This is a genomic window from Thioclava sp. DLFJ5-1 (assembly GCF_002020115.1).
Lineage (GTDB): Bacteria > Pseudomonadota > Alphaproteobacteria > Rhodobacterales > Rhodobacteraceae > Thioclava > Thioclava sediminum.
The window spans coordinates 328,400-353,179 of the sequence record NZ_MPZU01000003.1 but is presented as its reverse complement, the minus strand read 5'-3'; the positions used below and the strand labels follow the sequence as shown (position 1 = coordinate 353,179).

21 protein-coding genes are annotated in these 24,780 nt (G+C 65.9%); 12 read left to right on the top strand and 9 right to left on the bottom strand.

The genetic code is table 11. From position 1 onward, the window contains the following. Positions 1-50 precede the first annotated feature (50 nt). Genes BMI86_RS12385 through BMI86_RS12365 form a run of 5 tightly spaced genes read right to left on the bottom strand, consistent with a single transcriptional unit; the run spans position 51 to position 6,273 of the window. The gene (locus BMI86_RS12385; RefSeq protein WP_078541669.1) at positions 51-686 is read right to left on the bottom strand and encodes an ATP-binding cassette domain-containing protein; all 636 of its coding nucleotides are present in this window, start codon (positions 684-686) and stop codon (positions 51-53) included. Next, a complete protein-coding gene (locus BMI86_RS12380; RefSeq protein ID WP_078541668.1) occupies positions 683-2,338 on the bottom strand; it encodes a hypothetical protein in 1,656 nt (551 codons plus the stop codon). The genes BMI86_RS12385 and BMI86_RS12380 overlap by 4 nt, the downstream gene beginning before the upstream one ends. Positions 2,339-2,345: 7 nt before the next feature. Beyond that, positions 2,346-3,545 (bottom strand): ABC transporter substrate-binding protein, encoded by a 1,200-nt coding sequence (locus tag BMI86_RS12375; protein WP_078541667.1) that lies wholly within the window; start codon positions 3,543-3,545, stop codon positions 2,346-2,348. A gap of 11 nt (positions 3,546-3,556) precedes the next feature. Beyond that, a complete protein-coding gene (locus BMI86_RS12370) occupies positions 3,557-4,162 on the bottom strand; it encodes a CDP-alcohol phosphatidyltransferase family protein (RefSeq protein ID WP_078541666.1) in 606 nt (201 codons plus the stop codon). Further along, positions 4,159-6,273, bottom strand: coding sequence for a bifunctional TVP38/TMEM64 family protein/FAD-dependent oxidoreductase (locus tag BMI86_RS12365; RefSeq protein ID WP_078541665.1), 2,115 nt, complete (start codon positions 6,271-6,273; stop codon positions 4,159-4,161). The genes BMI86_RS12370 and BMI86_RS12365 overlap by 4 nt, the downstream gene beginning before the upstream one ends. Before the next feature lie 134 nt (positions 6,274-6,407). On the opposite strand from BMI86_RS12365, the gene BMI86_RS12360 reads away from it, so the two are divergent. Next, complete coding sequence (locus BMI86_RS12360) at positions 6,408-7,229, top strand: BadF/BadG/BcrA/BcrD ATPase family protein (RefSeq protein WP_078541664.1); 822 nt, start codon at positions 6,408-6,410, stop codon at positions 7,227-7,229. Continuing rightward, on the top strand, positions 7,217-8,359 hold the full coding sequence (gene nagA / locus BMI86_RS12355) for an N-acetylglucosamine-6-phosphate deacetylase (RefSeq protein ID WP_078541663.1): 1,143 nt from the start codon (positions 7,217-7,219) through the stop codon (positions 8,357-8,359). The genes BMI86_RS12360 and nagA overlap by 13 nt, the downstream gene beginning before the upstream one ends. Here nagA and serB read toward each other — a convergent pair. Continuing rightward, a complete protein-coding gene (gene serB, locus BMI86_RS12350) occupies positions 8,335-9,207 on the bottom strand; it encodes a phosphoserine phosphatase SerB (RefSeq protein ID WP_078541662.1) in 873 nt (290 codons plus the stop codon). The two genes, nagA and serB, sit on opposite strands and share 25 nt — an antisense overlap. 159 nt (positions 9,208-9,366) lie before the next feature. Between serB and BMI86_RS12345 the strand changes: the two genes are divergently transcribed. From BMI86_RS12345 to BMI86_RS12335, 3 genes are all read left to right on the top strand, one after another. Further along, positions 9,367-10,512 (top strand): phosphoserine transaminase, encoded by a 1,146-nt coding sequence (locus BMI86_RS12345; protein ID WP_078541661.1) that lies wholly within the window; start codon positions 9,367-9,369, stop codon positions 10,510-10,512. A gap of 70 nt (positions 10,513-10,582) precedes the next feature. Continuing rightward, complete coding sequence (gene serA, locus BMI86_RS12340; RefSeq protein WP_078522305.1) at positions 10,583-12,178, top strand: phosphoglycerate dehydrogenase; 1,596 nt, start codon at positions 10,583-10,585, stop codon at positions 12,176-12,178. 68 nt (positions 12,179-12,246) lie between these two features. After that, the gene (locus BMI86_RS12335) at positions 12,247-12,981 is read left to right on the top strand and encodes a metallophosphoesterase family protein (RefSeq protein ID WP_078541660.1); all 735 of its coding nucleotides are present in this window, start codon (positions 12,247-12,249) and stop codon (positions 12,979-12,981) included. Between the two features lie 3 nt (positions 12,982-12,984). Here BMI86_RS12335 and BMI86_RS12330 read toward each other — a convergent pair whose 3' ends face one another. After that, positions 12,985-13,857 carry an MBL fold metallo-hydrolase gene (locus BMI86_RS12330; RefSeq protein ID WP_078541659.1) on the bottom strand — a complete coding sequence of 291 codons (873 nt, stop codon included), beginning with the start codon at positions 13,855-13,857 and terminating at the stop codon, positions 12,985-12,987. 163 nt (positions 13,858-14,020) lie between these two features. On the opposite strand from BMI86_RS12330, the gene BMI86_RS12325 reads away from it, so the two are divergent. Then, positions 14,021-15,196, top strand: coding sequence for an acetyl-CoA C-acyltransferase family protein (locus BMI86_RS12325; protein WP_078541658.1), 1,176 nt, complete (start codon positions 14,021-14,023; stop codon positions 15,194-15,196). Between the two features lie 143 nt (positions 15,197-15,339). Then, on the top strand, positions 15,340-17,553 hold the full coding sequence (locus tag BMI86_RS12320; protein ID WP_078541657.1) for a response regulator: 2,214 nt from the start codon (positions 15,340-15,342) through the stop codon (positions 17,551-17,553). On the opposite strand, the gene recQ is transcribed toward BMI86_RS12320, so the two are convergent. Then, positions 17,550-19,613 carry a DNA helicase RecQ gene (recQ, locus tag BMI86_RS12315; RefSeq protein WP_078541656.1) on the bottom strand — a complete coding sequence of 688 codons (2,064 nt, stop codon included), beginning with the start codon at positions 19,611-19,613 and terminating at the stop codon, positions 17,550-17,552. The genes BMI86_RS12320 and recQ overlap by 4 nt on opposite strands. After that, positions 19,613-19,912 carry a YggT family protein gene (locus tag BMI86_RS12310; RefSeq protein ID WP_075775346.1) on the bottom strand — a complete coding sequence of 100 codons (300 nt, stop codon included), beginning with the start codon at positions 19,910-19,912 and terminating at the stop codon, positions 19,613-19,615. Before BMI86_RS12310 ends, recQ begins: the two co-directional genes overlap by 1 nt. Positions 19,913-20,039: 127 nt before the next feature. On the opposite strand from BMI86_RS12310, the gene BMI86_RS12305 reads away from it, so the two are divergent. The 5 genes from BMI86_RS12305 to BMI86_RS12285 all read left to right on the top strand — a co-directional run bounded on the left by BMI86_RS12305 (position 20,040) and on the right by BMI86_RS12285 (position 24,547). Continuing rightward, positions 20,040-20,573: an acyl-CoA thioesterase gene (locus BMI86_RS12305; protein WP_078541655.1), complete on the top strand. Its 534-nt coding sequence runs from the start codon at positions 20,040-20,042 to the stop codon at positions 20,571-20,573. Positions 20,574-20,676: 103 nt separating this feature from the next. Continuing rightward, the gene (locus tag BMI86_RS12300) at positions 20,677-22,032 is read left to right on the top strand and encodes an MFS transporter (protein WP_078541654.1); all 1,356 of its coding nucleotides are present in this window, start codon (positions 20,677-20,679) and stop codon (positions 22,030-22,032) included. Then, positions 22,029-22,925 (top strand): penicillin-insensitive murein endopeptidase, encoded by an 897-nt coding sequence (gene mepA / locus BMI86_RS12295; protein ID WP_078541653.1) that lies wholly within the window; start codon positions 22,029-22,031, stop codon positions 22,923-22,925. Before BMI86_RS12300 ends, mepA begins: the two co-directional genes overlap by 4 nt. Continuing rightward, a complete protein-coding gene (locus BMI86_RS12290) occupies positions 22,898-23,827 on the top strand; it encodes an esterase-like activity of phytase family protein (RefSeq protein WP_078541652.1) in 930 nt (309 codons plus the stop codon). The genes mepA and BMI86_RS12290 overlap by 28 nt, the downstream gene beginning before the upstream one ends. A gap of 87 nt (positions 23,828-23,914) precedes the next feature. Continuing rightward, entirely contained in the window at positions 23,915-24,547 is a 633-nt protein-coding gene (locus tag BMI86_RS12285; protein ID WP_078541651.1) for a queuosine precursor transporter, read from the top strand. The last annotated feature ends 233 nt before the right edge of the window (positions 24,548-24,780 follow it).

Genomic DNA, 24,780 nt, shown 5'->3' with positions numbered 1-24,780 from the left:
CCTCATCGCGCAAGTCTGCCGGGTTTCGCCGCATTGCGGCTGCGCGGGGTTCAGCCCAACGCGATCCGGCGCGCCGCAGCCGCGCCGTCGTCCGGATCGTGGCTGACCATGAGGCAGGGGATACGCTCGGCCTGGAGATGCTGCAGCGTGAAGCTGCGGATCTCGGCGCGCAGTTCCGCATCGAGCGCGGCGAAGGGTTCGTCGATCAGTACCGCACGGGGCCGCGCCAGCAGCGTACGCATCAACGCCGCGCGGGTGCGCTGCCCGCCCGACAGCGTCGCCGGGTCTCGATCCGCCATGCCTGCAAGCCCGGCCTGTTCCAGCGCAGCCTCCACCTCCGTGCGCCGGGCCGCTTTGCCCTTCACCTGCGCCGACAACCCAAAGGCCAGATTGTCGCCGACCGAGAGATGCGGGAAAAGCTGCGCCTGCTGGAACAGAATCCCGATGCAGCGCTTCTCGGCGGGCAGATGCGTGACGCTTTCACCATCGAGCCGCACATCGCCCGAAGCCGTGAACCCACGCGGCAGATGGCCCCCGATATGGGCGAGCAGGCTCGACTTGCCGATCCCGGACGGCCCCATCAGGCAGACGGTCTCTCCGGGCGCCACGATCAGCGACAGCGGCGCGAATAGCGGGGCGGAGGCGCCGGGCGCAGTCAGGCTCAGATCGATCAGTTCCAGACTCATGCCACTCCTCCGCGCAAGCCGCGCCGGTTGCGATGCCACCATGCCGGCACGGCGAGCGCCAACGCGAAACCCACCCATGGCAGCGCCGCCTGCATAATCGCAAGGATCGCGGCCAGCCTTCGATCCGCCCCGGACGCCAGCGCCACGGCTTCGGTCGCGAGCGCCTGCACGCGCCCCGCCCCGGGCAGCAGAACGGCGAGATATTGCGCGACCGACACCGCGACCCCGATCGCCGCCGCCGCGCAGATCGGCCCCAGCAGCATCGGCAGCTTGATCCGCAGCAGGCGCCGCGTCGGCCCAGCCCCGAGGCTCGCCGCACTGGCGAGATGCACCCGGTCGAGCGCGCGCCATGGCCCGGCGAGTGCGATCATCACGTAGGGAAAGACGAAGAGCAGCTCGGCCCAAGTGACGGCAACCACTCCCGGCGGCAGGCCAAGCCAGAGAAACCCGGTGGTCAGCCCCTGCAGAAACCCGATCTGCGGCAACAAGAGCGGCAGGACGATCAGCGCGCCCAGCGGCAGGCGTTTGCCGGAGCGGTCCTCGCTTTCCAGCCAGAGCATCGCGAGGATCAGCGCCAGCGAGGTCGAGACAAGCGCAAGCGTCAGGCTGGTCAGCACGGGCCCCGCCCAGTCGGCGCTCGCCCAGCGTTTGAAGGTCAGATCAGCGGGCAGCGCGTCGGGAAAGCGCCAGAAGCTCGCGAGGCTCCAGAGGATCAGCGCGCCGAGCGATCCGAGCGCGAAGGCACCGCCCGCCCCGATCAGGCCAGCGCCGTTCCAGTTTCTCCGTGATGCGCCGCGATGCCCGGTGCGGATCAGCGCCTTGCCGAGCCGTGCCACCGCGCGCTCGCCCCCAATCCACAGCGCCGCACTCGCCCCCATCACGGCCAGCAAGATCACCGCCAGCGCCGAGGCGGGCACCGCCTGCGCGGGATCCGGCGCGCCGTAGAGCCGCAGAATGCGCACCGCCAGCGTCGGCGGGTTCGACGGCCCGAGGATCAGCGCCATGTCGACAACCGACAGCGAGAAGGCTAGCACGATCAGCACCGGCAACCGCAGCGCCGGGTACAGCTGCGGCCAGACGATCCGCGCCCAGACGCGGCCCGGCGCATAGCCAAGCGCGCGCCCCGCCGCCATCTGCTCGGCAACCGGGCGCTGCGCCGCGGCCACCAGCGTCATCAAGGTCAGGAACGGCACCTCTTTCAGCATCAGCCCGAGGATCAGCGACAGCCCCCACGGATCGCCCAGCGTCACGATCTGCGGCGGCAGATCCCAGCCGGTCGCCCAGGGCGAAACCAGCCGCGCCGCCCAGCCCGAGGGTGCGATCAGAAAGGCCAGCCCGATCGCCAGCGCCGCATGGGGCACTGCCAGCAGCGGCGTCAGCCAGCGCGACGCCGATTGCCGCGTCACCAGCCAGCGCGCCAGCGGGATCGAGGCCGCGAGAGACAGCAGCGCCGCGCCGATCCCCGTCACCAGCGTCAGCCGCAGCGAGGTGAGGATACCCGGTGCGGCCAGCGCCTCAGTGAAGCCCTCCCAGCCCAGCGCGACGCGCCCCAGCCCCGGCTGCCAGCCGAATCCGGTCGCCAGCGTCAGCGCCGCACCGAGCAGTACCGGCGCGCCGATCACCAGCGTCAGGATCGCCCCGGCGAGCCGCATCAAACCCTCACTTCGTGTAGCGCTGCGCCCAGTCCTCGGTGAGCTTGGTCATCCAGCTCGGATGCGGCTCGGGGAGCGTCGGCCCGAGATCGTCCAGCGTCGGCAGCGCGGGCGCGGTGGGCAGGTCCGCGAAAGCCTGTTTCGCATCGGCATCCAGCTTCGCCGGATCGAGCACCGAGAAACTGCCGAGCACACGGATATCCTGCATATGCGCCTGCGTGGCCGGATCGAGCAGGAAATTCGCGACCAGCTCCGCCCCCGCCTGATGCGCGGCATTATAGGGAATCGCAACGTAGGAGATATTCCCGATCGTGCCCCCTTCGGGCACCCAGACGCGGACCGAGGGCGGCAGCACACCCTGCTCGATCATCGCGGCGGGCGCGGCCGGATCGAAGAACATCGCGAAATCGACCTCGCCATCGGCCAGCAGTTGCGCCTGCGCGCTCTCATTCTCGGGGAAGGATTTGCCTTCACGCCACATCAGCGGGCGCAGCGCATCATACCACGCCCAGAGCGGCGCGGTTTCCTTGGCATAGGCCTCGTCCGTCACGGGCTGCGACAGCGCCGCCGGATCGGGCGCCAGCTCGACCAGCGCCTGCTTGAGGAAGCTCGCCCCCATGAAATTCGAAGGGTTGGGATGGGTGAAGCGGCCCGGATGCGCCTTTGCCCAGTCCAGCAGCCCCGCCATATCCTTCGGCGGATCGCTCACTCGCTCCGCATCATAGGCGAAGGCGAATTTCGCGAGCCGCCACGGGCTCTCGTACCCTTCCGTCGGGACGGTGAAATCGGTCGTCGCCGCCGAGCCTTCGGACAGGTCGAGATATTTCGCATTGGGCAGATCGGAAACGAACGGCCCATGCAGCAAGCCCGCCTCTTTCATCGCCAGAAAATTCGGCCCGTTGATCCAGATAAGGTCAACCGCGCCGCCGTCATTCTTACCCGCCGCCTTCTCGGCCTGAACGCGCGAGACAGCCTCCGCGGTGTCGGACAGCTTCACTTGTTCGACCGTGACGCCGTATTTCTCCTGCATCTGGTCGGACACCCATTCGATGAAGGCATTGGTGCGCGGATCGCCGCCCCAGGCGTTGAAATAGACCGTCTGACCCTTCGCCTCGGCCTCGGTCTGTGCCCAATCGGCAAAGGCGGGGGATGCGAGCGGCAGCGCGAAACTCGCGGCAAGAACCGGGGCGGCAAGGAGGTTTCTCATACTCTCTCCGTTCAGGAAAACGCCCGCCAGCCCATCAGCCAGCGGGTCACGGTGGTCACGAAACAGGCGACGGCGAAGAGGCCCGCGAGGATCGGGAAGGCCTGCGGAAACAGGCAGATCGCCGAGAAGAACAGGATCGTCTCGGCCCCCTCAGTGAGCCCGCCGAGGTAGTAGATGCCCTTGGTCGGATAGGCATCGGTGCTCATCCCGCGCTTGGCGGCGATGGAGGCGAAGGCGAGAAAGCTCGACCCGGTGCCGACGAAGGCCGCGATCAGGATGGTCGCGGCCAGCGCGTTGCGCGCAGGATCGGCCAGCGCGAAGCCCACCGGGATCAGCGCGTAGAACAGGAAATCCAGCGCGATATCGAGGAACGCCCCGCGATCTGTCGGCCCCTTGATCCGCGCGATGGCCCCGTCGAGCCCGTCCGCGATCCGGTTGATAAGGATCAGCGCCAGCGCCAGCCAATAGGCGTGAAACGCCAGCGCCGGGATCGCCAGAAGGCCCAGCGCGAAGCCCGCCACCGTCACCTGATCGGCGCGGATACCGCGCGCGGCCAGCGCCTCGGCGGGGGGCTGCATCATGGCACGTTGCAGCGGCAGGAGAGCAGCGTCGATCATCCGCGCCTCCACGCCATGAAGCGCTCGGCGGTCCGCAGCGTGCGCGGGTTCACATGAGCCTGCCGCCAACGCCCGGCGGCGTTCTTCGCGGCCTCGGACCAGCTCGGATAGATATGCGGCGTCGAGAGGATCTTGCCCAAGCCCAGCCCGTGCCGCATCGCCAGCGCGAATTCCGCCAGCACCTCGGCCGCGTGCGCCCCGCAAACTGTCGCGCCGAGGATCTTGTCGGAGCCCTCCGCGGTGACGATCCGCACGAAGCCCTGCCCCGCCCCTTCGGCGAGCGCCCGGTCCAGATCGCCCAGCGGATAGGTCGTGACCTCGTGATGCACGCCCTCGGCCTCGGCTTCCGCCGCCGTCATTCCCACCCGTGCCAGTTCGGGCGAGGTGAAGACCGCATGCGGGATCGGCGCGGCATGGGCCTTGAAGCGCCAGAAGGGGGAGGCCAGCGCATTGGCCGCCGCGATCCAGCCCTGATGACCTGCGGCATTGGTCAGCTGCAATGGCCCCGCCGCATCGCCCGCGGCGTAGATATTGGGCATGAGGGTTTCGAGGTAGTCGTTCGTCTCGATCACCTTGTTCGCCGGAATGCCCAGCTCCTCCAGCCCGAAGCCTTCGAGCCGCGCCTTGCGCCCGACCGCGACCAGCAGCGTGTCGAACGCGATCTTCGAGCCGTCCTCCAGCTCCAGCCATTTGCTGTCATCGTGCCCGAAACGGATCGCCTTCGCGCCCAGCTTCAGGTCGACCCCATCGGCGCGCAAGGCTGCCGCGATGGCGTCCGAGGCTTCGACATCCTCACGGATCAACAGCCGCTCCGCCGCCTCGACCACGGTGACGCCCGCGCCCAGCCGCGCCAGCGCCTGCGCGATCTCGCAGCCGATCGGCCCGCCGCCGAGGATCACCATTCTCTCGGGCGGCGCAGGCATCGCGGCGAGCGTCTCCCACAGCGTGTCCGAGGTCAGCGGCTCGACCGATCCGATCCCCTCGATCGGCGGGATCACCGGGGCCGCGCCGGTCGCGAGCACCACCCCGCGCGCGGTCAGGCGCTCATCGCCGACACGCACCGTCCACGGGTCATCCAGCCGCGCATGACCTTCGATCACCTCGACGCCCAAGCCCTCATAGCGCTCCACGGAATCATTAGGCTCGATCTGCGCGATCACCTCGGAAATCCGATGCGTCACCACCGGCCAATCGACCGAGACATCCGCGCGCACGCCCAGCGCCTCGGAGCCGCGCGCCACGCCCGCAGCCCGTGCCGAGGCGATCAGCGCCTTCGACGGCACGCAGCCGAAATTCAGGCAATCGCCGCCCATCGAGCCTTCCTGCACGAGCGTCACCTTCGCCTTCACCTGCGCCGCGACGTAAGAGGCCACCAGCCCCGCAGCCCCCGCGCCGATCACGATCAGGTTGCGGTCGAACTTCGCCGGGCGCTCATACCCGCGATAGGCCCGCTTGCGTGCCCATACCCGCAGCGCCGCGCGCGCCACCCAGGGAAACACCGCCAGCGCCGCGAAGGCACCCAGCAGCCCCGGCGAGACGATCCCCGACAGGCTGTTCAGGTCACCCAGTTGCGCGCCCGCCGCGACATATACCGCGGTGCCGGGCAGCATGCCGAGCTGCGACACCGCATAGAATTTCCACCCCTTCATCCGGGTCAGCCCGAAGGCGAGGTTAATGACGAAGAACGGCACGACCGGGATCAGGCGCAGCGAGAACAGGTAGAATTCCCCGTCGCGCGCCGCACCCTTCTCGATCTTCGCCAACCTCGGGCCAAGCCGTCCGCGCACCCAGTCGCGCATCAGATAGCGCGCGACCAGAAAGGCCAGCAGCGCCCCGATCGAAGACGCGAAAGAGATCAGCACCAACCCCTGCCAGAACCCCAAAAGCGCCGCACCCAGCAGCGTCAACCAGACCGCGAAGGGCAGCGACAGCGCCGTCACCACGACGTAAGTGACGAAGAACCCGATGGGCAGCGCCAGCGGATGCGCCTCGCGCCACGCGGCGAGGCTGTCGCGCAGCGCGCGCAGCCGCTCGGGGTCGGGATCGGCCACCAGAAAGGCCGCGATCACCGCCAGAGCGATCAGGCCAAGGAATATCAGAGGTTTGCGCATGGTCCTCCCGTGGGTCACGCCCCAGTGATAGAGGCGATGCGATCTTTCCCCAAGTCGTTTCGCGCGCCGATTTCGTTACGCGCTTTCTCTCGGAGCCGCTATTTGGCACTGTTACGCACAAAACGGAGGCGGGGATGCATTTCATTGCAGTCGATGGCGGAGGCAGCGGGTGCCGGGCGGTATTTGCCGACGGTTCTGGCCATGTCATCGGGCGTGGCGAATCCGGCCCTGCGAACATCGCCTCGGACTATGACGAGGCGCGCCATCACATCTTCACCGCCATCGAAACCGCGATGGGAACTATCGACGCACGCGAGATTCGCGCGGTGCTCGGGCTGGCAGGGGCGAACCATGCCCCGGCTGCAGAGGCCTTGGCGGACGAGCTGCCTTTTCCCGCCCGCGTCGTGCAGGACGTGACGACCTCGGTGCGGGGTGCTCTGGGGCCCGAGGATGGGATCGTCGCGGCCATCGGCACCGGCTCGTTTTTCGCGCGGCAGCTGGACGGGCAGCAGCACGCGATCGGCGGTTGGGGCTTGCGGCTGGGCGATGAGGGCTCGGGCGCGTGGATCGGCCGGGCGCTCGGGATGCGGGCCGGACGTGCGCTCGACGGGTTCTGTGCGGTGACGCCGCTCCTGCGCGAGCTGCTCGAAGATATGGATGGGCGCAACGGGCTGATCGCTTTCAGCCTCGACGCGACCCCCGCCGATTGGGCGCGGTTTGCGCCGCGCATCCTGCAATCGACCGACCCCGCCGCCGTGGCCGTGCGCGATGCGGCGCAGGCCGAGATCCGCGCGGCGATTGCGCTGCTGCAACCCGAGGAGCCGTTGCCCGTGACGTGGCTCGGCGGGCTTGGAGAGGGTCTTGCGCTGGGGGACTGGCCGCAACGGGCTGCGAAAGGCAACGCGCTGGACGGCGCTTTGGCATTGGCGATGGAGGATGCGTTTTGGACAAGCTGATCCTGACGGGTGCGCGCGTTTTCGACGGCACCGCCTTCCATGAAAACCATGCGATTGTGCTGGAACAGGGTCGAATTTCGGCGCTGTGCCCGATCGCGGAGATGCCCGAGGGCGAGGTGGTCGAGTTTCCGGGGGGCACGCTCGCGCCCGGCCTCGTCGATCTGCAGGTGAATGGCGGGGGCGGCGTGATGCTCGACGGGCACGCGACGCTCGAGACGCTCTCCACCATCTGCGCCGCGCATACCGCTCTCGGCGCGACCACGATCCTGCCGACGCTGATCACCGACACCCGCGCCGCGACTCAGACGGTGCTGGCCGCTGGCATCGCCGCCGTGACCCGCGTTGCGGGATTCGGCGGGCTGCATCTGGAAGGCCCACATCTCGACCCCAAACGCCCCGGCTGCCATCCGCCCGGCTGCATCCGCCCGCTGGACGAGGAAGACATCGAGACGCTGCTGGAGGCAAAAACCGGGCTGCCCGCGCTGATCGTGACGCTCTCGCCCGCCAATGCGACGCCCGAGCAGATCGCGCGGCTGTCCGAGGCCGGGATTGTCGTCAGCCTCGGCCATTCCGATTGCAGCTTCTCGGAGGCTCAGGAGGCGATCGCGGCGGGCGCGCGGATGGTCACGCATCTCTTCAACGCGATGAGCCAGCTTGGCAGTCGCGAGCCGGGCCTCGTCGGCGCGGCGCTGTCGCAGCCGGTCTCCGCGGGGCTGATCGCAGACGGCATCCATGTGCATCCCGAGACGATCCGGCTGGCGCTGGCGGCGAAGCGGCAGGGCGATGTTTTCCTCGTCTCCGACGCGATGGCCTGCGCCGGGTCCGATCTGATGGAATTCGATCTCGCCGGTCGCGGCATCCTGCGCCGCGACGGGGCGCTGCGGCTGGAGGATGGCACGCTTGCCGGGGCCGATCTGTCGCTGCCGCAGGCGGTGCGTTTCATGATCGAGACGGTGGGTGTGTCACCGGAACAGGCGCTCGCGATGGCAAGCCGCATCCCGGCAGAGGCAATCGGCGCGCCGGTGGGCCGGATCGCGCCGGGCTTCGCCGGGGATCTGGTGCATTTCGATGACGACTGGCGCCTGACGGAAGTCTGGCAGGGTGGTCAGGCGAAATCCTCCACCGCATAGCCCTGAATGTAGAGCAGCGCGCTCAGATCGCCGAAGTTGATCCGGATGTCGCATTCCGCGGCGACCGAGGGTTTGGCATGCAGCGCCACGCCCGCACCGGCGAGCTTCAGCATCCCCAGATCGTTCGCCCCATCGCCCACGGCCATGACCTGCGCGTGATCCAGTTTCAGCTTTTCCGAAATTTCCAGCAAAGCCTGAACTTTGGCTTCACGTCCAAGGATCGGCTGCGACGGCACGCCCGTCAGCTTGCCATCCTCGACCAGCAGCAGGTTCGCGCGGTTCTCGTCGAACCCAAGCGTCTCCGCCACAAAGCCGGTGAACGCGGTGAACCCGCCCGAGACCAGCGCGCAATAGGCGCCGTTGGCCTTCATCGTCGCCACCAGATCATGCCCGCCCGGCATGAAGCTGATGCGCTTCTCGATCACCTCGGAAATCACGCTCTCGGGCAGACCTTTCAGCAGCCCCACCCGCTCGGTCAGCGCGCCTTCGAAGTCCAGCTCGCCATTCATCGCCCGCGCGGTGATCTCTTTCACCCGCTCGCCGACGCCCGCCACATCGGCCAGCTCGTCGATGCATTCCTGCCGGATCATCGTCGAGTCCATATCGGCCAGCAGCATCTGCTTGCGCCGCCCCTCGGTGGGCTGCACGACCAGATCGACGCCCAGCCCCTGCAGGCCCTCCCAGGCCTCCCAACGATTCGACGGCACGCGGTCCACCATGAACTCCGCCGCGACATTCGGGTTGAGCCAGCGCGCCGCGCCACCGCCCCATGCACCGCAAAGCGCATCCAGCGTGCCTTGATCCAGATTGGCCTCTTTCGGGTCAGCGATCAGCGTGGCGGTAAACATGCGCGCTCCTTGGGGAATGTCGGTTCAAATGTCGTATCCGTGACCTGATGCGGCGCATTAGACCAAAAATTCTCCTTGCGCCAGAGCGGGCGCAAGCGTATCTGCGGCGGCGGGACACCCTTCCCCAACGAAGGGCATATATCTGGAAGGATACCAGCAATGGCTATTCAAGCTCCGGCTACGCGGCCGGCAAACGCGCGTTTTTCTTCGGGCCCCTGCACGAAGATCCCCGGTTTCTCCCTCGACATGCTCAATGACGCGCCGCTGGGCCGTTCGCACCGTGCCGCTATCGGCAAGGCGAAGCTGAAAGAGGCGATCGACACCACCCGCGAAATTCTGGGCGTGCCCGCCGATTACCGCATCGGGATCGTGCCCGCCTCCGACACCGGCGCCGTCGAAATGGCGATGTGGTCGCTGTTGGGCGAGCGCAAGGCGACGATGGTCGCTTGGGAAAGCTTTGGCGCGGGCTGGGTGACCGACGTGGTCAAGCAGCTCAAGATCGAGGCCGAGACGAAGACCGCCGACTATGGCGATATCGTCGATTTCTCCACCATCGACTTCAACACCGACGTGGTTTTCACGTGGAACGGCACCACCTCGGGCGTGCGCGTCCCCAATGGCGATGCGATCCCGGCGGACCGTGAAGGCCTGACCATCTGCGACGCCACCTCGGCCGCTTTCGCGATGGACCTGCCCTGGGACAAGCTCGATGTCACCACCTTCTCCTGGCAGAAAGTGCTGGGCGGCGAAGGCGGTCACGGCGTGCTGATCCTGTCGCCCCGCGCTGTCGAGCGTCTGGAAAACTACTCCCCCGCTTGGCCGCTGCCGAAGATCTTCCGCATGACCAAGGGCGGCAAGCTGAATGAGGGTATCTTCAAGGGTGAGACGATCAACACCCCCTCGATGCTCTGCGTCGAAGATTACCTCGTGTCGCTGAACTGGGCCAAATCGGTGGGCGGGCTGAAAGGCCTGATCGACCGCGCCGATGCCAACGCGAAAGTCGTGTGGGACTTCTGCGCCTCGAAGCCGTGGATCGCGAACCTCGCCAACGACCCGGCGACCGCGTCGACCACCTCGGTCTGCGTGAAGTTCACCGACGATCGCATCAAGGACGGCGCAGCCTTCGCCAAGGCCGTCGCCAAGCGGCTCGAGAACGAAGGCGTGGGCCTTGATCTCGGCGCCTATCGCGACGCCCCGGCTGGCCTGCGCATCTGGTGTGGCTCCACCGTCGAAACGGCGGATGTCGAGGCCCTGATGCCTTGGGTCGAATACGCCTTCGAGGCCGAGATCGCCGCGCAAGCGTGATCCGTGACAGATTGGCGGGCCTCCGGGCCCGTCCTTTCCCGATATTCTGAAAATTCAAGGAGCCCAGAAAATGGCCCCCAAGGTTCTCGTCTCCGACAAGCTCTCGGAAACCGCCGTCCAGATCTTCCGCGACCGTGGCATCGAGGTCGATTTCGAACCCTCGCTCGGCAAGGACAAGGAAAAGCTCGCCGAGGTGATCGGCAAGTATGACGGTCTCGCCATCCGCTCGGCAACCAAGGTCACGGCGAAACTGCTCGAAAGCGCGACCAACCTGAAAGTCGTCGGCCGCGCCGGTATCGGCACCGACAATGTCGACAAGGAAGCCTCGAGCAAGAAAGGCGTGATCGTGATGAACACGCCCTTCGGCAACATGATCACCACCGCCGAGCACGCCATCGCGATGATGTTCGCAGTGGCGCGTCAGATCCCCGAAGCCGATGCCTCGACGCAGGCCGGCAAATGGGAGAAGTCGAAATTCATGGGGGTCGAACTGACCGCCAAGACCCTCGGCGTGATCGGCGCGGGCAATATCGGTGGCATCGTCTGCGACCGTGCGCGCGGCCTGAAGATGAAGGTCGTGGCCTATGACCCCTTCCTGAGCGAAGAGAAGGCGGCCAACATGGGCGTCGAGAAGGTCGAACTGGACGAGCTGCTGCGTCGCGCCGATTTCATCACGCTGCACGTGCCGCTGACGGATTCGACCCGCAACATCCTCTCGAAAGAGAACCTGCAGAAAACCAAGCCCGGTGTGCGCATCATCAACTGTGCGCGTGGCGGTCTGGTGGACGAGCAGGCGCTGGCCGATCTCATCAAGTCGGGGCATGTCGCGGGCGCGGCCTTCGACGTCTTCGCCGAGGAACCGGCGACCGACAACGTCCTGTTCGGCCTGCCGAACGTGGTCTGCACGCCGCACCTCGGCGCCTCGACCACCGAAGCGCAGGAAAACGTCGCCCTGCAAGTCGCAGAGCAGATGTCGAACTACCTGCTGGACGGTGCGGTCGAGAATGCGCTCAACATGCCCTCGATGACCGCCGAAGAGGCGAAAGTCATGGGCCCGTGGGTGAAACTCGCGCAGCACCTCGGCGGCTTCATCGGTCAGATGACCGAGGATGCGATCAAGGCGATCAACATCACCTTCGACGGTGTGGCGTCCGAGATGAACCTCAAGGCGCTCGACGCCGCCGTGGTTTCGGGCATCCTGAAAGCCAGCCAGCCGGACGTGAACATGGTCTCCGCCCCGGTCATCGCGAAAGAGCGTGGCATCCAGATCTCGACCACCTCGCAGGACCAGACCGGTATCTTCGAGGGCTACATCAAGGTCACCGTCGTCTCGGAAAGCAAGGAACGCTCGATCGCGGGCACCGTGTTCTCGGATGGCAAGCCGCGCTTCATCCAGATCAAGGGCATCAACATCGACGCCGAAGTGGGCGAGCACATGCTCTACACCACCAATGACGACGTGCCCGGCATCATCGGTAAACTCGGCACGATCCTCGGCGAGAAGGGCGTGAACCTCGCGAACTTCACCCTGGGTCGCTCCAAGCAGGGCGGCGAGGCGATCGCGATTGCCTATGTCGACGAGGCGGTCGGCCAGGACGTGGTCGACGCGCTGAAAACCTCGGGCGGCTTCAAGCAGGTCAAACCGCTGGAATTCGTCCTCGGCTGATCTAGCTGAACGGTTGAATCCGGGCCCTCCGCCGCGCGCGGGGGGCCTTTTCATTGGAAGGGACAGGCATGCGCACCTATGCGATCGGCGACATTCACGGACATCTCGACAAGCTCGAGCGCGCGCATGAGCTGATCGCGGCGGATCGCGCGGCATGCGGCGAGACCGAGGCCCCGATCGTGCATGTCGGCGATCTGGTCGATCGCGGACCGGATTCTGCCGGGGTGATCGATTACTTGATGAAAGGTCAGCAACGCGGCGAGAACTGGATCGTGCTGCGCGGCAATCACGACCGGATGTTCCTCGGCTTCCTCGACGATCCCTATACCGAAGACCCGATCCTGAGCGCGGAAGTCTCCTATCTCAATCCGCGCGTCGGCGGCGAGGCGACACTGGAAAGCTACGGCATCCCGAACGCTTTCTCCCGGCCCCTCGACGAGGTCGCAAAGGAACTATCCGCCATCCCGCAGGCCCATCGCGACTGGCTCGCGGGACAGCCCGCCTATTTCCCCCGCGGCGAGGCGATCTTCGTTCATGCAGGTATTCGCCCCGGCGTGGCGATGGAGGATCAGGTGGAGGATGACCTGCTGTGGATCCGCAAACCCTTCCTGACCGATCCGCGCGACCACGGGGCGCTGATCGTGCATGGCCATACAAATATCAAGGCGGCCACCCATTACGGTAACCGCCTCAATCTCGATTCCGGCGCGGGCTATGGCCACCCGCTCTCGACCGCAGTCATCGAAGGCCGCGACGCGTGGCTTCTGACGCCCGAGGGCCGGGCCGAACTGCCGCGCGGCTGAGCGTTACCGCGGCTCGAAATAGTCGAGCGGGATTTTCAGGTAGGACCGCCCGTCCGTCTCGGCCTCCGGCTTGCGCCCACCGCGGATATTCACCTGCAGCGCGGCCAGCATCAGCTTCGGCAGCGGCAGGGTCGCATCACGCGCTTCGCGGGTATTGATGTACTCCTCGCGGGTGATGCCGTCCTTGACGTGCTTGTTGTGCTTGCGGTGATCGGCGACGGTCGCGCCGGTCTGCGGCTCCTTGCCCTCGCCGGGATAGTCGTGCCCGATGAACAGCCGCGTCTCGGCGGGCAGATCGAGGATCGCCCGGATCGAATCCCACAGCTCGGCCGCAGAGCCGCCCGGGAAATCCGCCCGGCTCGTGCCGCTTTCGGGCTGCATCAGCGTATCATGCACGAAGGCCGCATCGCCCACGACATAGGTGATCGAGGCCAGCGTGTGCCCGGTCGAGAGCATCACCTTCACATCGAGATTGCCGATCTTGAACGTCTCGCCCTCGGTGAAGAGGTGGTCCCATTGCCGCCCGTCCTGCGGCAGATCGGGCGTGTTGTAGATCTCGGCCCAGAGGCTTTGCACCTTGCGCACGCGCTCGCCGATGCCGCGCTTCGCACCCAGTTTCTCGGCCAGCCAGACGGCGGAAGAAAGGTGGTCGGCATGGGGATGCGTATCGAGCACCCACTCCACGTCGATCCCCTCGGCCTTCACGTAATCGAGGATTTTCTCGGCGTTGCCCAGTGTCGTGGCACCCGCCTGATGGTCGTAATCCCAGACCGGATCGACCACGGCCCCCTTCATCGTATCGGGGTCGTGAAAGACGTATTGCCAGCTTCCGGTGGGTTTATCCCAGAACCCTTTGACGATCGGGTTGGCAGTCATGTCGGCCTCCTAGTCATATTCGTTTTCTAGAATGTGTCCCCTTGGCCGAGAGTTTCAACCCACCGCCCGGCCAAGTGACGTCTCGTCATAAGCGCCTGGCCCTGCTGGCGCGGGTTCAGCCCATTCGCTACCCTCTCGCCGACCCAAACATTGGAGGCTACCCATGACCGGTATCGTCATTCTCTCCGGCACCCGCACGCCTATCGGCACGTTCGGCGGCACGCTGTCCGGCTTCGCGCCGATCGACCTCGCCACCCATGTCTCGAAAGAGGCTATCTCGCGGGCGGGCGTGTCGGCGGACAAGATCGGTCAGGTGGTCTTCGGCCATATCATCAACACCGAACCGCGCGACATGTATCTCAGCCGCGTGGCGGCGGTGAATGCAGGCGTCCCGGTCGGCACGCCCGCGATGAACGTGAACCGCCTTTGCGGCTCCGGCGTTCAGGCGGTCGTCTCGGCGGCGCAGATGCTGATGATGGGCGATGCCGATTTCGCGCTGGCCGGCGGCGCCGAGGTGATGAGCAAATCGCCCTATATCCTGCCCGCCGCCCGCTTCGGCCAGAAGATGGGCGACGCGAAGATGCTCGACATGATGACCGGCGCGCTGTCGTGCCCCTTCGGCACCGGCCATATGGGCGTGACCGCCGAGAACGTGGCCGCCGAGTGTTCGATCTCGCGCGAAGAGCAGGACGCCTTCGCGATGGAAAGCCAGGAGCGCGCGGCGAAAGCGATCTCCGAGGGTCACTTCAAGGAAGAGATCGCCCCCGTCGAGATCACCACGCGCAAGGGCACGACCGTCTTCGACACCGACGAGCATCCGAAACAGACGAGCCTCGAAAAGCTCGGCTCGCTCAAGCCGGTCTTCCAGAAGGACGGCTCGGTCACGGCGGGCAACGCCTCGGGCATCAATGACGGTGCGGCGGCGCTGGTTCTGGCCCGCGAAGAGGCTGCGAAAGAGGCGGGCCTGAGCCCGCGCGCCAAGATCACCGGCTACGCCATCGCGGGCGTGCGCCCCGAGGTGATGGGCCTCGGCCCGATCCCCGCCGTGCGCGCGCTGCTGGAAAAGACCGGCATGCAGGCCTCCGATTTCGACTGGATCGAGAGCAACGAAGCCTTCGCCTCGCAGGCGCTGGCCGTCTCGCGCGAGCTGGATCTGGATGCGTCGAAGGTGAACCCCGATGGCGGTGCGATCGCGCTGGGTCACCCGGTCGGCGCCACCGGCGCGATCCTGATCGTGAAGGCGTTGCACGCGCTGGAGCGCACCGGCGGCAAGCACGGCCTCGTCACCATGTGCATCGGCGGCGGCCAAGGCATCGCGCTGTCGATCGAGCGTCTCTAAGACCCGATCTTTGAGGGTCAAGCGGGCGGGCAATCCATAGCAATTTAAGGATTTTCCCGCCCGCCCATCATCGCGGTTAACCCGCCTTTCACGCAGCACTGCAACTCTGCCTCCCGGACCACACGAGGGGCTTTGCCGCGTCCATGCACAAGGCGATCGCAGAGAAACTGGCACAGGAACGCCGCGGACGACTCGCGGCGGAAAAGCTGTTGGAGCAGAAGCGCCAGGAGCTGTTCGCCGCCAACCAGAAGCTGGCCCAGCACGCGCGCATGCTCTCCGATCAGGTGGTGGAGCAGCGCGAGGGCCTCGCCCGTGCGCTCAGCGAACGCGAAACCCTGCTGGGCGAGAACAGCCGCGTGCGCGACGATCTCGAGCGGGCCAATTCGCTCGCCCAGATCGCGCAGGCACGGCTCTGGCATGCGGTCAATTCGATATCGGACGGTTTCGCAGTATTCGACAGCGACCTGCGCCTCGTCGCTGCCAACCAACTGTTTCTGGCCTTCTTCGAAGGGGAAATCGCGATCGGCCCCGGCGTCTCCTATGACGAGGTGACGCGCATCGCGGCAGAGAGCGGCTTCTTCGACCTGCAGGGGCGCGATCCGCTCGATTGGCATTTCGAGATGTGCGAACGCATCCGCCGCACCGACATCCCCCCGATGGAGCTGCGCACGCAGGATGGCCGCTGGTTTCGGCTCAACGACACATGGGGCGCGCAGGGCGATCTCGTCACCTTCGCGCAGGACATCACCGGCGCCGTCGCGCGCGAGGTCGAACTGCGCGAGGCCCGCGACCGGGCGGAGGCGGCGAACCGCGCGAAATCCGCCTTCCTCGCCAATATGAGCCACGAAATCCGCACCCCGATGAACGGCGTCGTCGGCATGGCGGACCTGCTGGCCGAGACCGATCTGACCGAGGAACAGCGCCTGTTCGCCGAGACCATCCGGTCGTCGGGCGAGGCGCTTCTGACCATCATCAACGACGTTCTGGATTACTCGAAGATCGAGGCGGAGCGGATGCGGCTCTACCCCGAGCCCTTCGATCTGGAGCGGTGCCTGCACGAGGTCATGGTGCTGTTGCAGCCCTCCGCCAAGGACCGCGAGGTTAAGCTGCTGGTGGATTACGACCTGTTCCTGCCCACCCGGTTCGAGGCCGATCCCGGGCGGATGCGGCAGATTCTGACGAACCTTCTGGGCAATGCGGTGAAATTCACCGACGCCGGTCACGTCCTCGCCCGCGTCGTGGGGGTCGAACGCGAGGCTGGTCACTACGAGCTGCATATCACCGTCGAAGACACCGGCATCGGCATCGCGCCCGAGCTGCTCGATCACGTCTTCGGCGAGTTCAATCAGGTCGAGGCCGAGACCAATCGCAAATTCGAAGGCACAGGCCTCGGCCTCGCGATAACCCGCCAACTGGTGGAGCTGATGGGCGGCGAGGTCTGGGTGGACAGCGCGCTTGGCGAAGGCTCGTGTTTCGGCCTCAAACTGGGGCTGCCCCGCGCCGAACCGGTCGAGCCGATCGACGCCCCCTCCCCGCCGATCACGCTGCGCGCGGCGCTGGTGGTCGACGATCTTCTGGTCAATCGCGTCATTCTGGAGCGGCAATTGCAGACCTACGGGCTCAAGGTAAGGCTTTGCCGCTCCGGCGAGGAGGCGTTGCAGGTGATCGAGGATGGCAGCGCCTTCGACGTGATCCTGACCGATCACCAAATGCCCGCGCTCGACGGGGTTGCCCTGGCGCAGAGGCTTCGGGCGGATGGCGGCGACGTGCCGATCCTGCTGCTCAGCTCCGATCCCGAGGCTGCGAAGGCCGCGATGGCCGAGGGTATCACCGGCTGCCTGCAAAAACCGGTGCTGCGCTCGGAATTGTTCCGCGCATTGCAGGACCTGTCGCGGGCGGCATGTGCCACGCCTGATCCGCCACCCCCCGGCCCGCCACCAGAGCTGACCGAGCGGCGCGCGATGCGCGTGCTCGCCGCCGAGGATAACCGCACCAACCAGCTGGTCTTTTCCAAGATGGTGAAGGATCTCGATATCGATCTGCGCTTCGCCAATAACGGCCACGAGGCGGTCGCGCTGTGGCGCAGTTTCCAGCCCGATCTAATCTTCATGGACATCTCGATGCCCGGCATGGACGGGCGGGACGCCACGCGGGAAATCCGTGCGTCGGAAGGCGCGGCGCATGTCCCGATCTGCGCGCTGACCGCCCATGCGATGGAGGGCGATAGCGAGGGCATTCTCGCCGCCGGGATCGACCACTACCTGACCAAGCCCTTGAAGAAACGAGAGATTACCGAACGCATCCTGTCGGACCGCCCCGCAGATGCGCGCCCGCCCGCGATCGACCAACTCGCCTAGCGGTAGTCGGCCAACACCGCCAGAAACGCCTCGGCAAATCGGTCGAGCTTCGCCTCGGGCAGGTTCGAAATCCGGGCGAGGTCGTCGCGCGAGCGCGGCTTCGTCTCGGCGATCTTGCGGATCGTCGAGGCCGAACAGGAGAGCGGGCGATCATAACCATCCGCGCCACGTTCGAGATTTCGCTGCGCATCGGCCAGACGGTCGTATATCTCACCCTCGGTCGAACCTGCCAGCTTGCGGCGCAGCGGGTGCATCTCTTCGACCGCGCCCGCGATCACCTCCAGAAACTCCGTGCCATAGCTTTCCAGCTTCTTGGCACCGACACCGCTGATCCCGGCCATCTCGTCGAGCGTTCCGGGGCGTTTCTCGGCCATCTCGATCAGGGTGCGGTCGGTGAAGACGACATAAGCCGGCACGCCCTGCGCCTCGGCCAGCGCGCGCCGCTTCGCCTTCAGCGCCGACAGAAGCGGCGCGTCGTCGTCGCTCACCAGCGTCCGCACAACATGCTTGGTCTTCGCCTTCGCCACCAGATCGCGGCGCAGGGTGATCGACTGCTCGCCGCGCAGGATCGGATGGGCGGTCTGGGTCATCACCAGCGCGCCGTGCCGCGCCGCGTCGGGGCGGATCAGGTCATGCCCCATCATCTGCCGGAACACCGCCTGCCATTGCGGACGGCTCAGATCGCGCCCGACCCCGTAAGTCGGCAGTTTGTCATGGCCCCATTGCTTGATCTTGTCGGTCTGCGAGCCCAGCAGAATTTCGATCAGATGCCCCGCGCCGAACCGTTCTTCCGAGCGCAGCGCAGCCGACAGCGCCTTGCGCACGGCCTCGGTCCCGTCGAACAGCTCGGGCGGCGTATCGCACAGGTCGCAATGGCCGCAGGGCGCGGCCTCTTCGCCGAAATAGCGCAGCAGCTTCACCCGGCGGCATTCGGTCGCCTCGGCCAGACCCAGCAGCGCATTGAGACGTCCGTGATCGGCCTCCTTGCGCTCGGGCGGAGCGAGCCCCTCGTCGATCTGGGACCGGCGCAGTTTGATGTCGTCGGGCCCGTAAAGCGTCAGCGTCTCGGCGGCGGCGCCATCGCGACCCGCGCGACCGATTTCCTGATAGTAAGCCTCGATGCTCTTGGGCAGATCGGCATGGGCGACCCAGCGGATATCGGGCTTGTCGACGCCCATCCCGAAAGCGACCGTCGCGACCACGATCAGCCCGTCTTCCTGCTGAAAGCGGGTCTCCACGGCGCGGCGGTCATCGGCCTCCATCCCGCCGTGATAGTGACAGGCGAGATGCCCGGCCTCGCTCAGCGCCTTGGCCAAACTCTCGGTCTTCGCCCGCGTCCCGCAATAGACGATCCCGGACTGCCCTTTGCGCGCCGAGGCGAAACGCAAAATCTGTTGGCGCGGCTGATCTTTCGGGGAAAAGGCGAGGTGAATATTCGGCCGATCGAAGCCACGCAGGAAGCTCTCGGGGGGCTTCCCGTCGAACAGGCGCGTAACGATCTCGGTCCGGGTTTCTTCGTCGGCGGTCGCGGTGAAGGCCGCGAGCGGCACGCCGAGGCTGCGGCGCAGCTCACCGATACGCAGGTAATCGGGCCGGAAATCATGGCCCCATTGGCTGACGCAATGCGCCTCGTCCACCGCGATCAGGCTGACGCCAGCCCGCTTCAGCAGATGCTGCGTCCCACCCGAGGCCAGACGCTCCGGCGCCATGTAGAGAAGCTTCAGCCGCCCTTCGTCGATCGCGGTGAAGACCTCTTCGGTCTCCTCCTCGGTATTGCCCGAGGTCAGCGCGCCCGCCTCGACGCCGGCCTGTTTCAGCGCGCGGACCTGATCGCGCATCAGCGCGATCAGCGGCGAAATCACCACCGTCACGCCGTCGCGCGCCAGAGCAGGCAATTGATAACACAGGGATTTCCCGCCGCCCGTCGGCATGATCGCCAGCACGTTCCGGCCGTCGATCACCGCGCGCACGATCTCTTCCTGACCGGGCCGGAAGGCGTCGAACCCCCAGACCCGCGCCAGTAGCTCTGCGGGTGCCTCGGCTGCCGCAGCCGCTGGCATCAGAAGCTGTTGCCGTAGAAGAAGGCCGCGTTGTTGAACAGCGCCTGACGGATGATGATCAGGATGATGAAGGCCACCAGCGGCGCCAGATCGAGCCCGCCCGTGTCGGGCAGGAAGCGCCGGATGCGCCCGTAGATCGGCTCCAGCAGGTTATTCAGACCGAACCAGATTTGCGCCACCAAGGGTTGGCGCAGGTTCAGCACCTGAAAATTGATCAGCCAGCTCATGATGATATGGGCGATCATGACGAACCAGATGACGTTCAGGATCAGCACCAGGGCCTGAAAGAGCGTGACCATCGAAACCTCCGCTTTGGATCGCAAAGACAGGTAAGCGAGGCGCCGCGGCATTGCAACCGCAGGCTGGCGCGCATTTTCCGTAACGTCTCTCTTGACCGCCCCGCTGCGGCGCAGCACCTCTGGGCGCATGTATCCCGTTATCCGCATGGCCAAAGAGATCGTGAAGTTCCGCAACGCCCCGGCGTTGCCGATCACGGGCACCCATGTCAGCCAGCATATCTGCTGGCCGTGGGACATCGACCTGTGGATGGAGCTCAACAACGGGCGCACGCTGACGCTTTTCGATCTGGGGCGGATTCCGCTCGCGATCCGCACCGGGCTCTGGGACGCGCTCAAGCGCAACAAATGGGGCATCGTGGTCGCCGGGAACACCACGCGGTATCGCCGCCGGGTGCAGGCGTTCCAGAAATTCGAGATGCGCTCGCGTTGCCTCGGCTGGGACGACCGCTGGATCTGGCTCGAACATGCGATGTTCACGAAGGACGGCGAGTGCACCTCGCATGTGCTGATCCGCGGCGCCGTGACCTCCAAGAAAGGCATGATCCCGCCCGCGCAGGTTCTGGCCGAGATGGGGCAGGACGCGACCTCGCCGCCACTTCCCGAATTCGTGACCGCTTGGGCCGAAGCCGATCACAAGCGCCCCTGGCCGCCGCAGATGTAACACTGCCGCCTGCGCGGCCCGCCCAACCAGTCGAAACCCTTGCCAGATCGTCCCTTTTCGGGCTTGATCGCCGCAATTACTGGCGCGGCGGGGAGAGGGCGACATGATCACGGCGAAGAAACGCATCTGGGGCTGGTGGTTCTTCGACTGGGCGAGCCAGCCCTATAACACGCTGCTGGTCACCTTCATCTTCGCTCCCTTCGTAAAAGACCTCATGGGCTCTGGCACGGCGGCGCAAACCGTCTGGGGCTATGGCGTCGGCATCGCCGGGATCCTGATCGCGCTCGGCTCGCCCTTCCTCGGCGCGGTCGCGGACCGCTCGGGACGGCGGATGCCATTCATCTGGGTGTTCTCGGTGATGTATGTGCTGGGCGCATGGGGGCTGTGGTATGCTGTGCCGGGCGATTTCAAGCTGATGGCGATCATGATCAGCTTCGCCATCGGCATGATCGGCATGGAATTCGCGACCACCTTCACCAATGCGATCCTGCCTGACCTCGGGCCCCGCGAAGAGATCGGGCGCATCTCCGGCTCGGGCTGGGCGTTCGGCTATATCGGCGGGATGATCACGCTGTTCATCATGCTTCTGCTACTGCAGGCGAGCCCGACGACCGGGAAAACCATGCTCGGGATCGACCCGCTCTTCGGCCTCGACGTCGCCACGCGAGAGGATACCCGCGCGGTCGGGCCGCTCACCGCAATCTGGTATGCGGTCTTCATGATCCCCTTCTTCTTCTGGGTCCGCGAGCCGCGCAAACCCGACGCGCTGCCCATCGGCACGGCGCTGCGCGGCGCTTGGCCGGAACTGCGCGCGACGCTGAAGGCGCTGCCGCGCCGGCGCTCGCTGACCTCGTTCTTGCTCAGCTCGATGTTCTACCGCGACGCGCTCAACGGCATCTACACCTTCGGCGGGCTCTATGCGGCGGGCGTGTTGAACTGGTCGATCACCCTGATCGGTCTGTTCGGCATCCTCGGCACGATCACCGGGGCGACCTTCGCATGGCTCGGCGGCAAGGCCGATGACCGCTGGGGGCCGCGCACGGTGATCATCACCTCGCTGGTCGTGCTGACGCTGGTGGTGATCGGCATCGTGATGATCTCGCGCGAAAGCGTCTTCGGGATGGCAGTCACCCCCGACAGCAAACTGCCCGACATCGCCTTCATGGTGCTGGGCGGGATGATCGGGGCCTGCGGCGGCGCGCTGCAATCGGCCTCGCGGACGATGATGGTGCGTCAGGCCGACCCGGAAAAGATCACCGAGCATTTCGGCCTCTACGCGCTTTCGGGCAAGGCCACGGCCTTCATCGCGCCGCTCGCCATCGGGATCACGACGCAGATAAGCGGAAATCAGTCGACGGGCATCACACCGATCATCGTTCTTTTGCTTTTGGGGCTGGTCCTGCTAGGATTCGTGAGAAGTCACGGAGACCCTGCGCCCGAAGGACCCCCCTCATCATGATCGCGAAATTTCTCGTCGCCGCTCTTTCTTTCAGCCTTATTTCTGCGCCCACATTCGCCGAACCGCTCGCCCGCCAACTTTTCGGCTCCAAGGCGAGCGCTTCGGCGCAGGCGCCTTCGGCCATCGGGTTTTACTCGCGTGGCTGCGCCGCAGGCCTGCAGCGCATGCCCGAGAGCGGACCGACTTGGCAGGCGATGCGCCTGTCGCGCAATCGCAACTGGGGCCAGCCCGCGATGCTGACCTACCTGCAGGATCTGTCGCGCTATGCCGCGTCGCTGCCGGGCTGGAACGGTCTCTATATCGGCGACATTTCCCAGCCGCGCGGCGGCCCGATGACCGGCGGCCATGCGAGCCACCAGATCGGGCTCGACGCCGATATCTGGATGCTGCCCGCGACGAACCTGAATCTCAGCCGAGCCCAGCGGGAGAAAATCTCCTCGATCTCGGTGCGCACCGCCGATCAGCGCCACACCAATTCCAACTGGACGCCGCAGCACCTCGCACTGATGCGCCACGCCGCTGCCGATCCGCGAGTCGACCGTATCTTCGTGGCCGCCGCCGTGAAGATCGCGATGTGCAACACGGTGCCGCGCAACGATCGCGCATGGCTGCAGAAGATCCGTCCGATGTATGGCCACAACACGCATTTCCACGTCCGCCTGAAATGCCCGCCCGGTGCGCGCTATTGCGAGACGCAGAAACCGACCGTGGCGCAGCTCTCGAAGGGAGGCGATGGCTGTGACGACACGCTGAACTGGTGGGTGACCGATTACCTCAACCCGCCGAAGACCGCGGCCAAGCCCAAGCCGAAAGGGCCGCCGAAGAAAAACGCCAAAACCTACGTCATGTCGGACCTGCCCAACCAATGCCGCGCCGTTCTTACCTCGCGCTGATTGCAGGTGCGGGGCTGGCCATTCTCGGAGGGCTCGCGCCCGCCGGGCCGCATCCCCGCGCGCAATTCCTGCAAAGCTTTCACTGGACCATGCCGGGCGTGTTCGTCTTCGGCGGGTTTTCAGGGCTTGAGCTGGGGCCGGACGGAGGCGATTTCGTCACCCAGTCGGATCGCACGACCATCTGGCGCGGGCATCTCGATCGCAACGCAGCCGGCCAGATCAAGGACGTGAGGGTCACACAAGGGCCGAACTGGCTTCACAGCTCCAAAGGCGCGGCGCTGACCCGTCATCTGGGTGACAGCGAAGGCTTGGCGCTGGCGCCGGACGGTTCGGTCTATATCTCCTTCGAGGGGCTGGCGCGGGTGTCGCATTTTCCGACCGATGGCGGCCCGGCCGAGTTGCTGCCACGCCCGGATGCCTTTGCGAAGATGCAGAACAACTCCTCGCTAGAGGCGCTGGCGATCGACGATCAGGGCACGCTCTACACGATGCCCGAACGCTCGGGCGCGAAAGACAGGCCCTACCCGGTCTGGCGCTATCGCGACGAGAAATGGGATCAACCCTTCGCCATCCCGCGCTCCGAGAACTGGCTGCCGGTCGGCGCGGATTTCGGCCCCGATGGCCGCTTCTACCTGCTGGAGCGCGACTTCTGGGGGCTTCTGGGCTTTCGGACGCGCGTTCAGGTCTTCGACATCAACGGCGACTCGATCTCGGGCGGCGAGGTTCTTCTGGAAACCGGCGCCGGGCGTCACGACAATCTCGAAGGCCTCGCGGTCTGGCGCGACGACAGCGGCGCGATCCGTCTGACGATGATTTCCGACGACAATTTCCGGTTCCTGCAGCGCACCGAGATCGTGGAATACGTCCTGCCTGAGACGCGCCGCACCGCCAAAAAGGATTGACGCAACGCGTTCGAGCGCGTATCGCGCGCCCTTGCCCGGAGGGTTCCGGGCCATGTCTCCGCTACCATGTAAAAACGGTTGAACATCATGACCCGCTATATTCCTGGCATCATTGCCATGGCCATCATCGTCGTGGCCTCGAACATCCTGGTGCAATTCCTCGTCGGCGACTGGCTGACCTGGGGCGCCTTCACCTACCCCTTCGCCTTCCTCGTCAATGACGTGATGAACCGCATCTACGGCCCGGGCGCTGCGCGCCGCGTCGTGGCCGCCGGTTTCGTCGTGGGCGTGATCTGCTCGCTCATCGGCAGCCAGATCATGCTGCAGGGCGACGGCTACACCTATCCGGCCGTCACGCTGCGCATCGCACTCGGCTCCGGCGCGGCCTTCCTCGTGGCGCAGATGACCGACATCTTCGTCTTCGACAAGCTGCGCAATGGCGTCTGGTGGCGTGCCCCCGCGGTCTCGACCCTGATCGGTGCGTCGCTCGATACGCTGATCTTCTTCTCGATCGCCTTCTCGGCCGCGCTGTCCTTCCTCGAGCCGTCGAATGACGTGTCCTGGGCCAATGAAACCCTGCCCCTGTTGGGCGTCGGACCGACGGTGCCGCTCTGGGTGTCGCTGGCCACCGCAGACTGGCTTGTCAAACTTGCCCTGACTTTGATCGCGCTGCTGCCTTTCAAGGCACTTGTTACGAAACTTTCTCCAAGGATTGCGTAATTTTTCTTGCCACACACAAAATCTGTGGCACGCTGTGGATAACGGCAACGCATGAAAGGAGGTGGTCCAGTGTCTAGAGTGATAGTGGAGAGAGGTGTCGGGACAGTGAGGGGGGCCGTGGCCTGAGGGCAAACCCTGGGGCAAAGAACCCTGACTGGGACGGCTGGATCCTTCGGACCCTAACCGGACCATCTCCGTAGATCTCGGAGGGCCATCTCGAACAGAGATGGCCC

Coding starts and splice junctions, on each gene's coding strand:
- BMI86_RS12305 (WP_078541655.1), top strand. CDS start 20,040: ATGTATCCCGTTATCCGCATGGCCAAAGAGATCGTGAAGTTCCGCAAC.
- BMI86_RS12360 (WP_078541664.1), top strand. CDS start 6,408: ATGCATTTCATTGCAGTCGATGGCGGAGGCAGCGGGTGCCGGGCGGTA.
- BMI86_RS12385 (WP_078541669.1), bottom strand. CDS start 686: ATGAGTCTGGAACTGATCGATCTGAGCCTGACTGCGCCCGGCGCCTCC.
- BMI86_RS12325 (WP_078541658.1), top strand. CDS start 14,021: ATGACCGGTATCGTCATTCTCTCCGGCACCCGCACGCCTATCGGCACG.
- serA (WP_078522305.1), top strand. CDS start 10,583: ATGGCCCCCAAGGTTCTCGTCTCCGACAAGCTCTCGGAAACCGCCGTC.
- BMI86_RS12380 (WP_078541668.1), bottom strand. CDS start 2,338: ATGCGGCTCGCCGGGGCGATCCTGACGCTGGTGATCGGCGCGCCGGTA.
- BMI86_RS12320 (WP_078541657.1), top strand. CDS start 15,340: ATGCACAAGGCGATCGCAGAGAAACTGGCACAGGAACGCCGCGGACGA.
- BMI86_RS12335 (WP_078541660.1), top strand. CDS start 12,247: ATGCGCACCTATGCGATCGGCGACATTCACGGACATCTCGACAAGCTC.
- BMI86_RS12285 (WP_078541651.1), top strand. CDS start 23,915: ATGACCCGCTATATTCCTGGCATCATTGCCATGGCCATCATCGTCGTG.
- BMI86_RS12370 (WP_078541666.1), bottom strand. CDS start 4,162: ATGATCGACGCTGCTCTCCTGCCGCTGCAACGTGCCATGATGCAGCCC.
- BMI86_RS12330 (WP_078541659.1), bottom strand. CDS start 13,857: ATGACTGCCAACCCGATCGTCAAAGGGTTCTGGGATAAACCCACCGGA.
- BMI86_RS12300 (WP_078541654.1), top strand. CDS start 20,677: ATGATCACGGCGAAGAAACGCATCTGGGGCTGGTGGTTCTTCGACTGG.
- mepA (WP_078541653.1), top strand. CDS start 22,029: ATGATCGCGAAATTTCTCGTCGCCGCTCTTTCTTTCAGCCTTATTTCT.
- recQ (WP_078541656.1), bottom strand. CDS start 19,613: ATGCCAGCGGCTGCGGCAGCCGAGGCACCCGCAGAGCTACTGGCGCGG.
- BMI86_RS12375 (WP_078541667.1), bottom strand. CDS start 3,545: ATGAGAAACCTCCTTGCCGCCCCGGTTCTTGCCGCGAGTTTCGCGCTG.
- BMI86_RS12290 (WP_078541652.1), top strand. CDS start 22,898: ATGCCGCGCCGTTCTTACCTCGCGCTGATTGCAGGTGCGGGGCTGGCC.
- serB (WP_078541662.1), bottom strand. CDS start 9,207: ATGTTTACCGCCACGCTGATCGCTGACCCGAAAGAGGCCAATCTGGAT.
- BMI86_RS12310 (WP_075775346.1), bottom strand. CDS start 19,912: ATGGTCACGCTCTTTCAGGCCCTGGTGCTGATCCTGAACGTCATCTGG.
- BMI86_RS12365 (WP_078541665.1), bottom strand. CDS start 6,273: ATGCGCAAACCTCTGATATTCCTTGGCCTGATCGCTCTGGCGGTGATC.
- BMI86_RS12345 (WP_078541661.1), top strand. CDS start 9,367: ATGGCTATTCAAGCTCCGGCTACGCGGCCGGCAAACGCGCGTTTTTCT.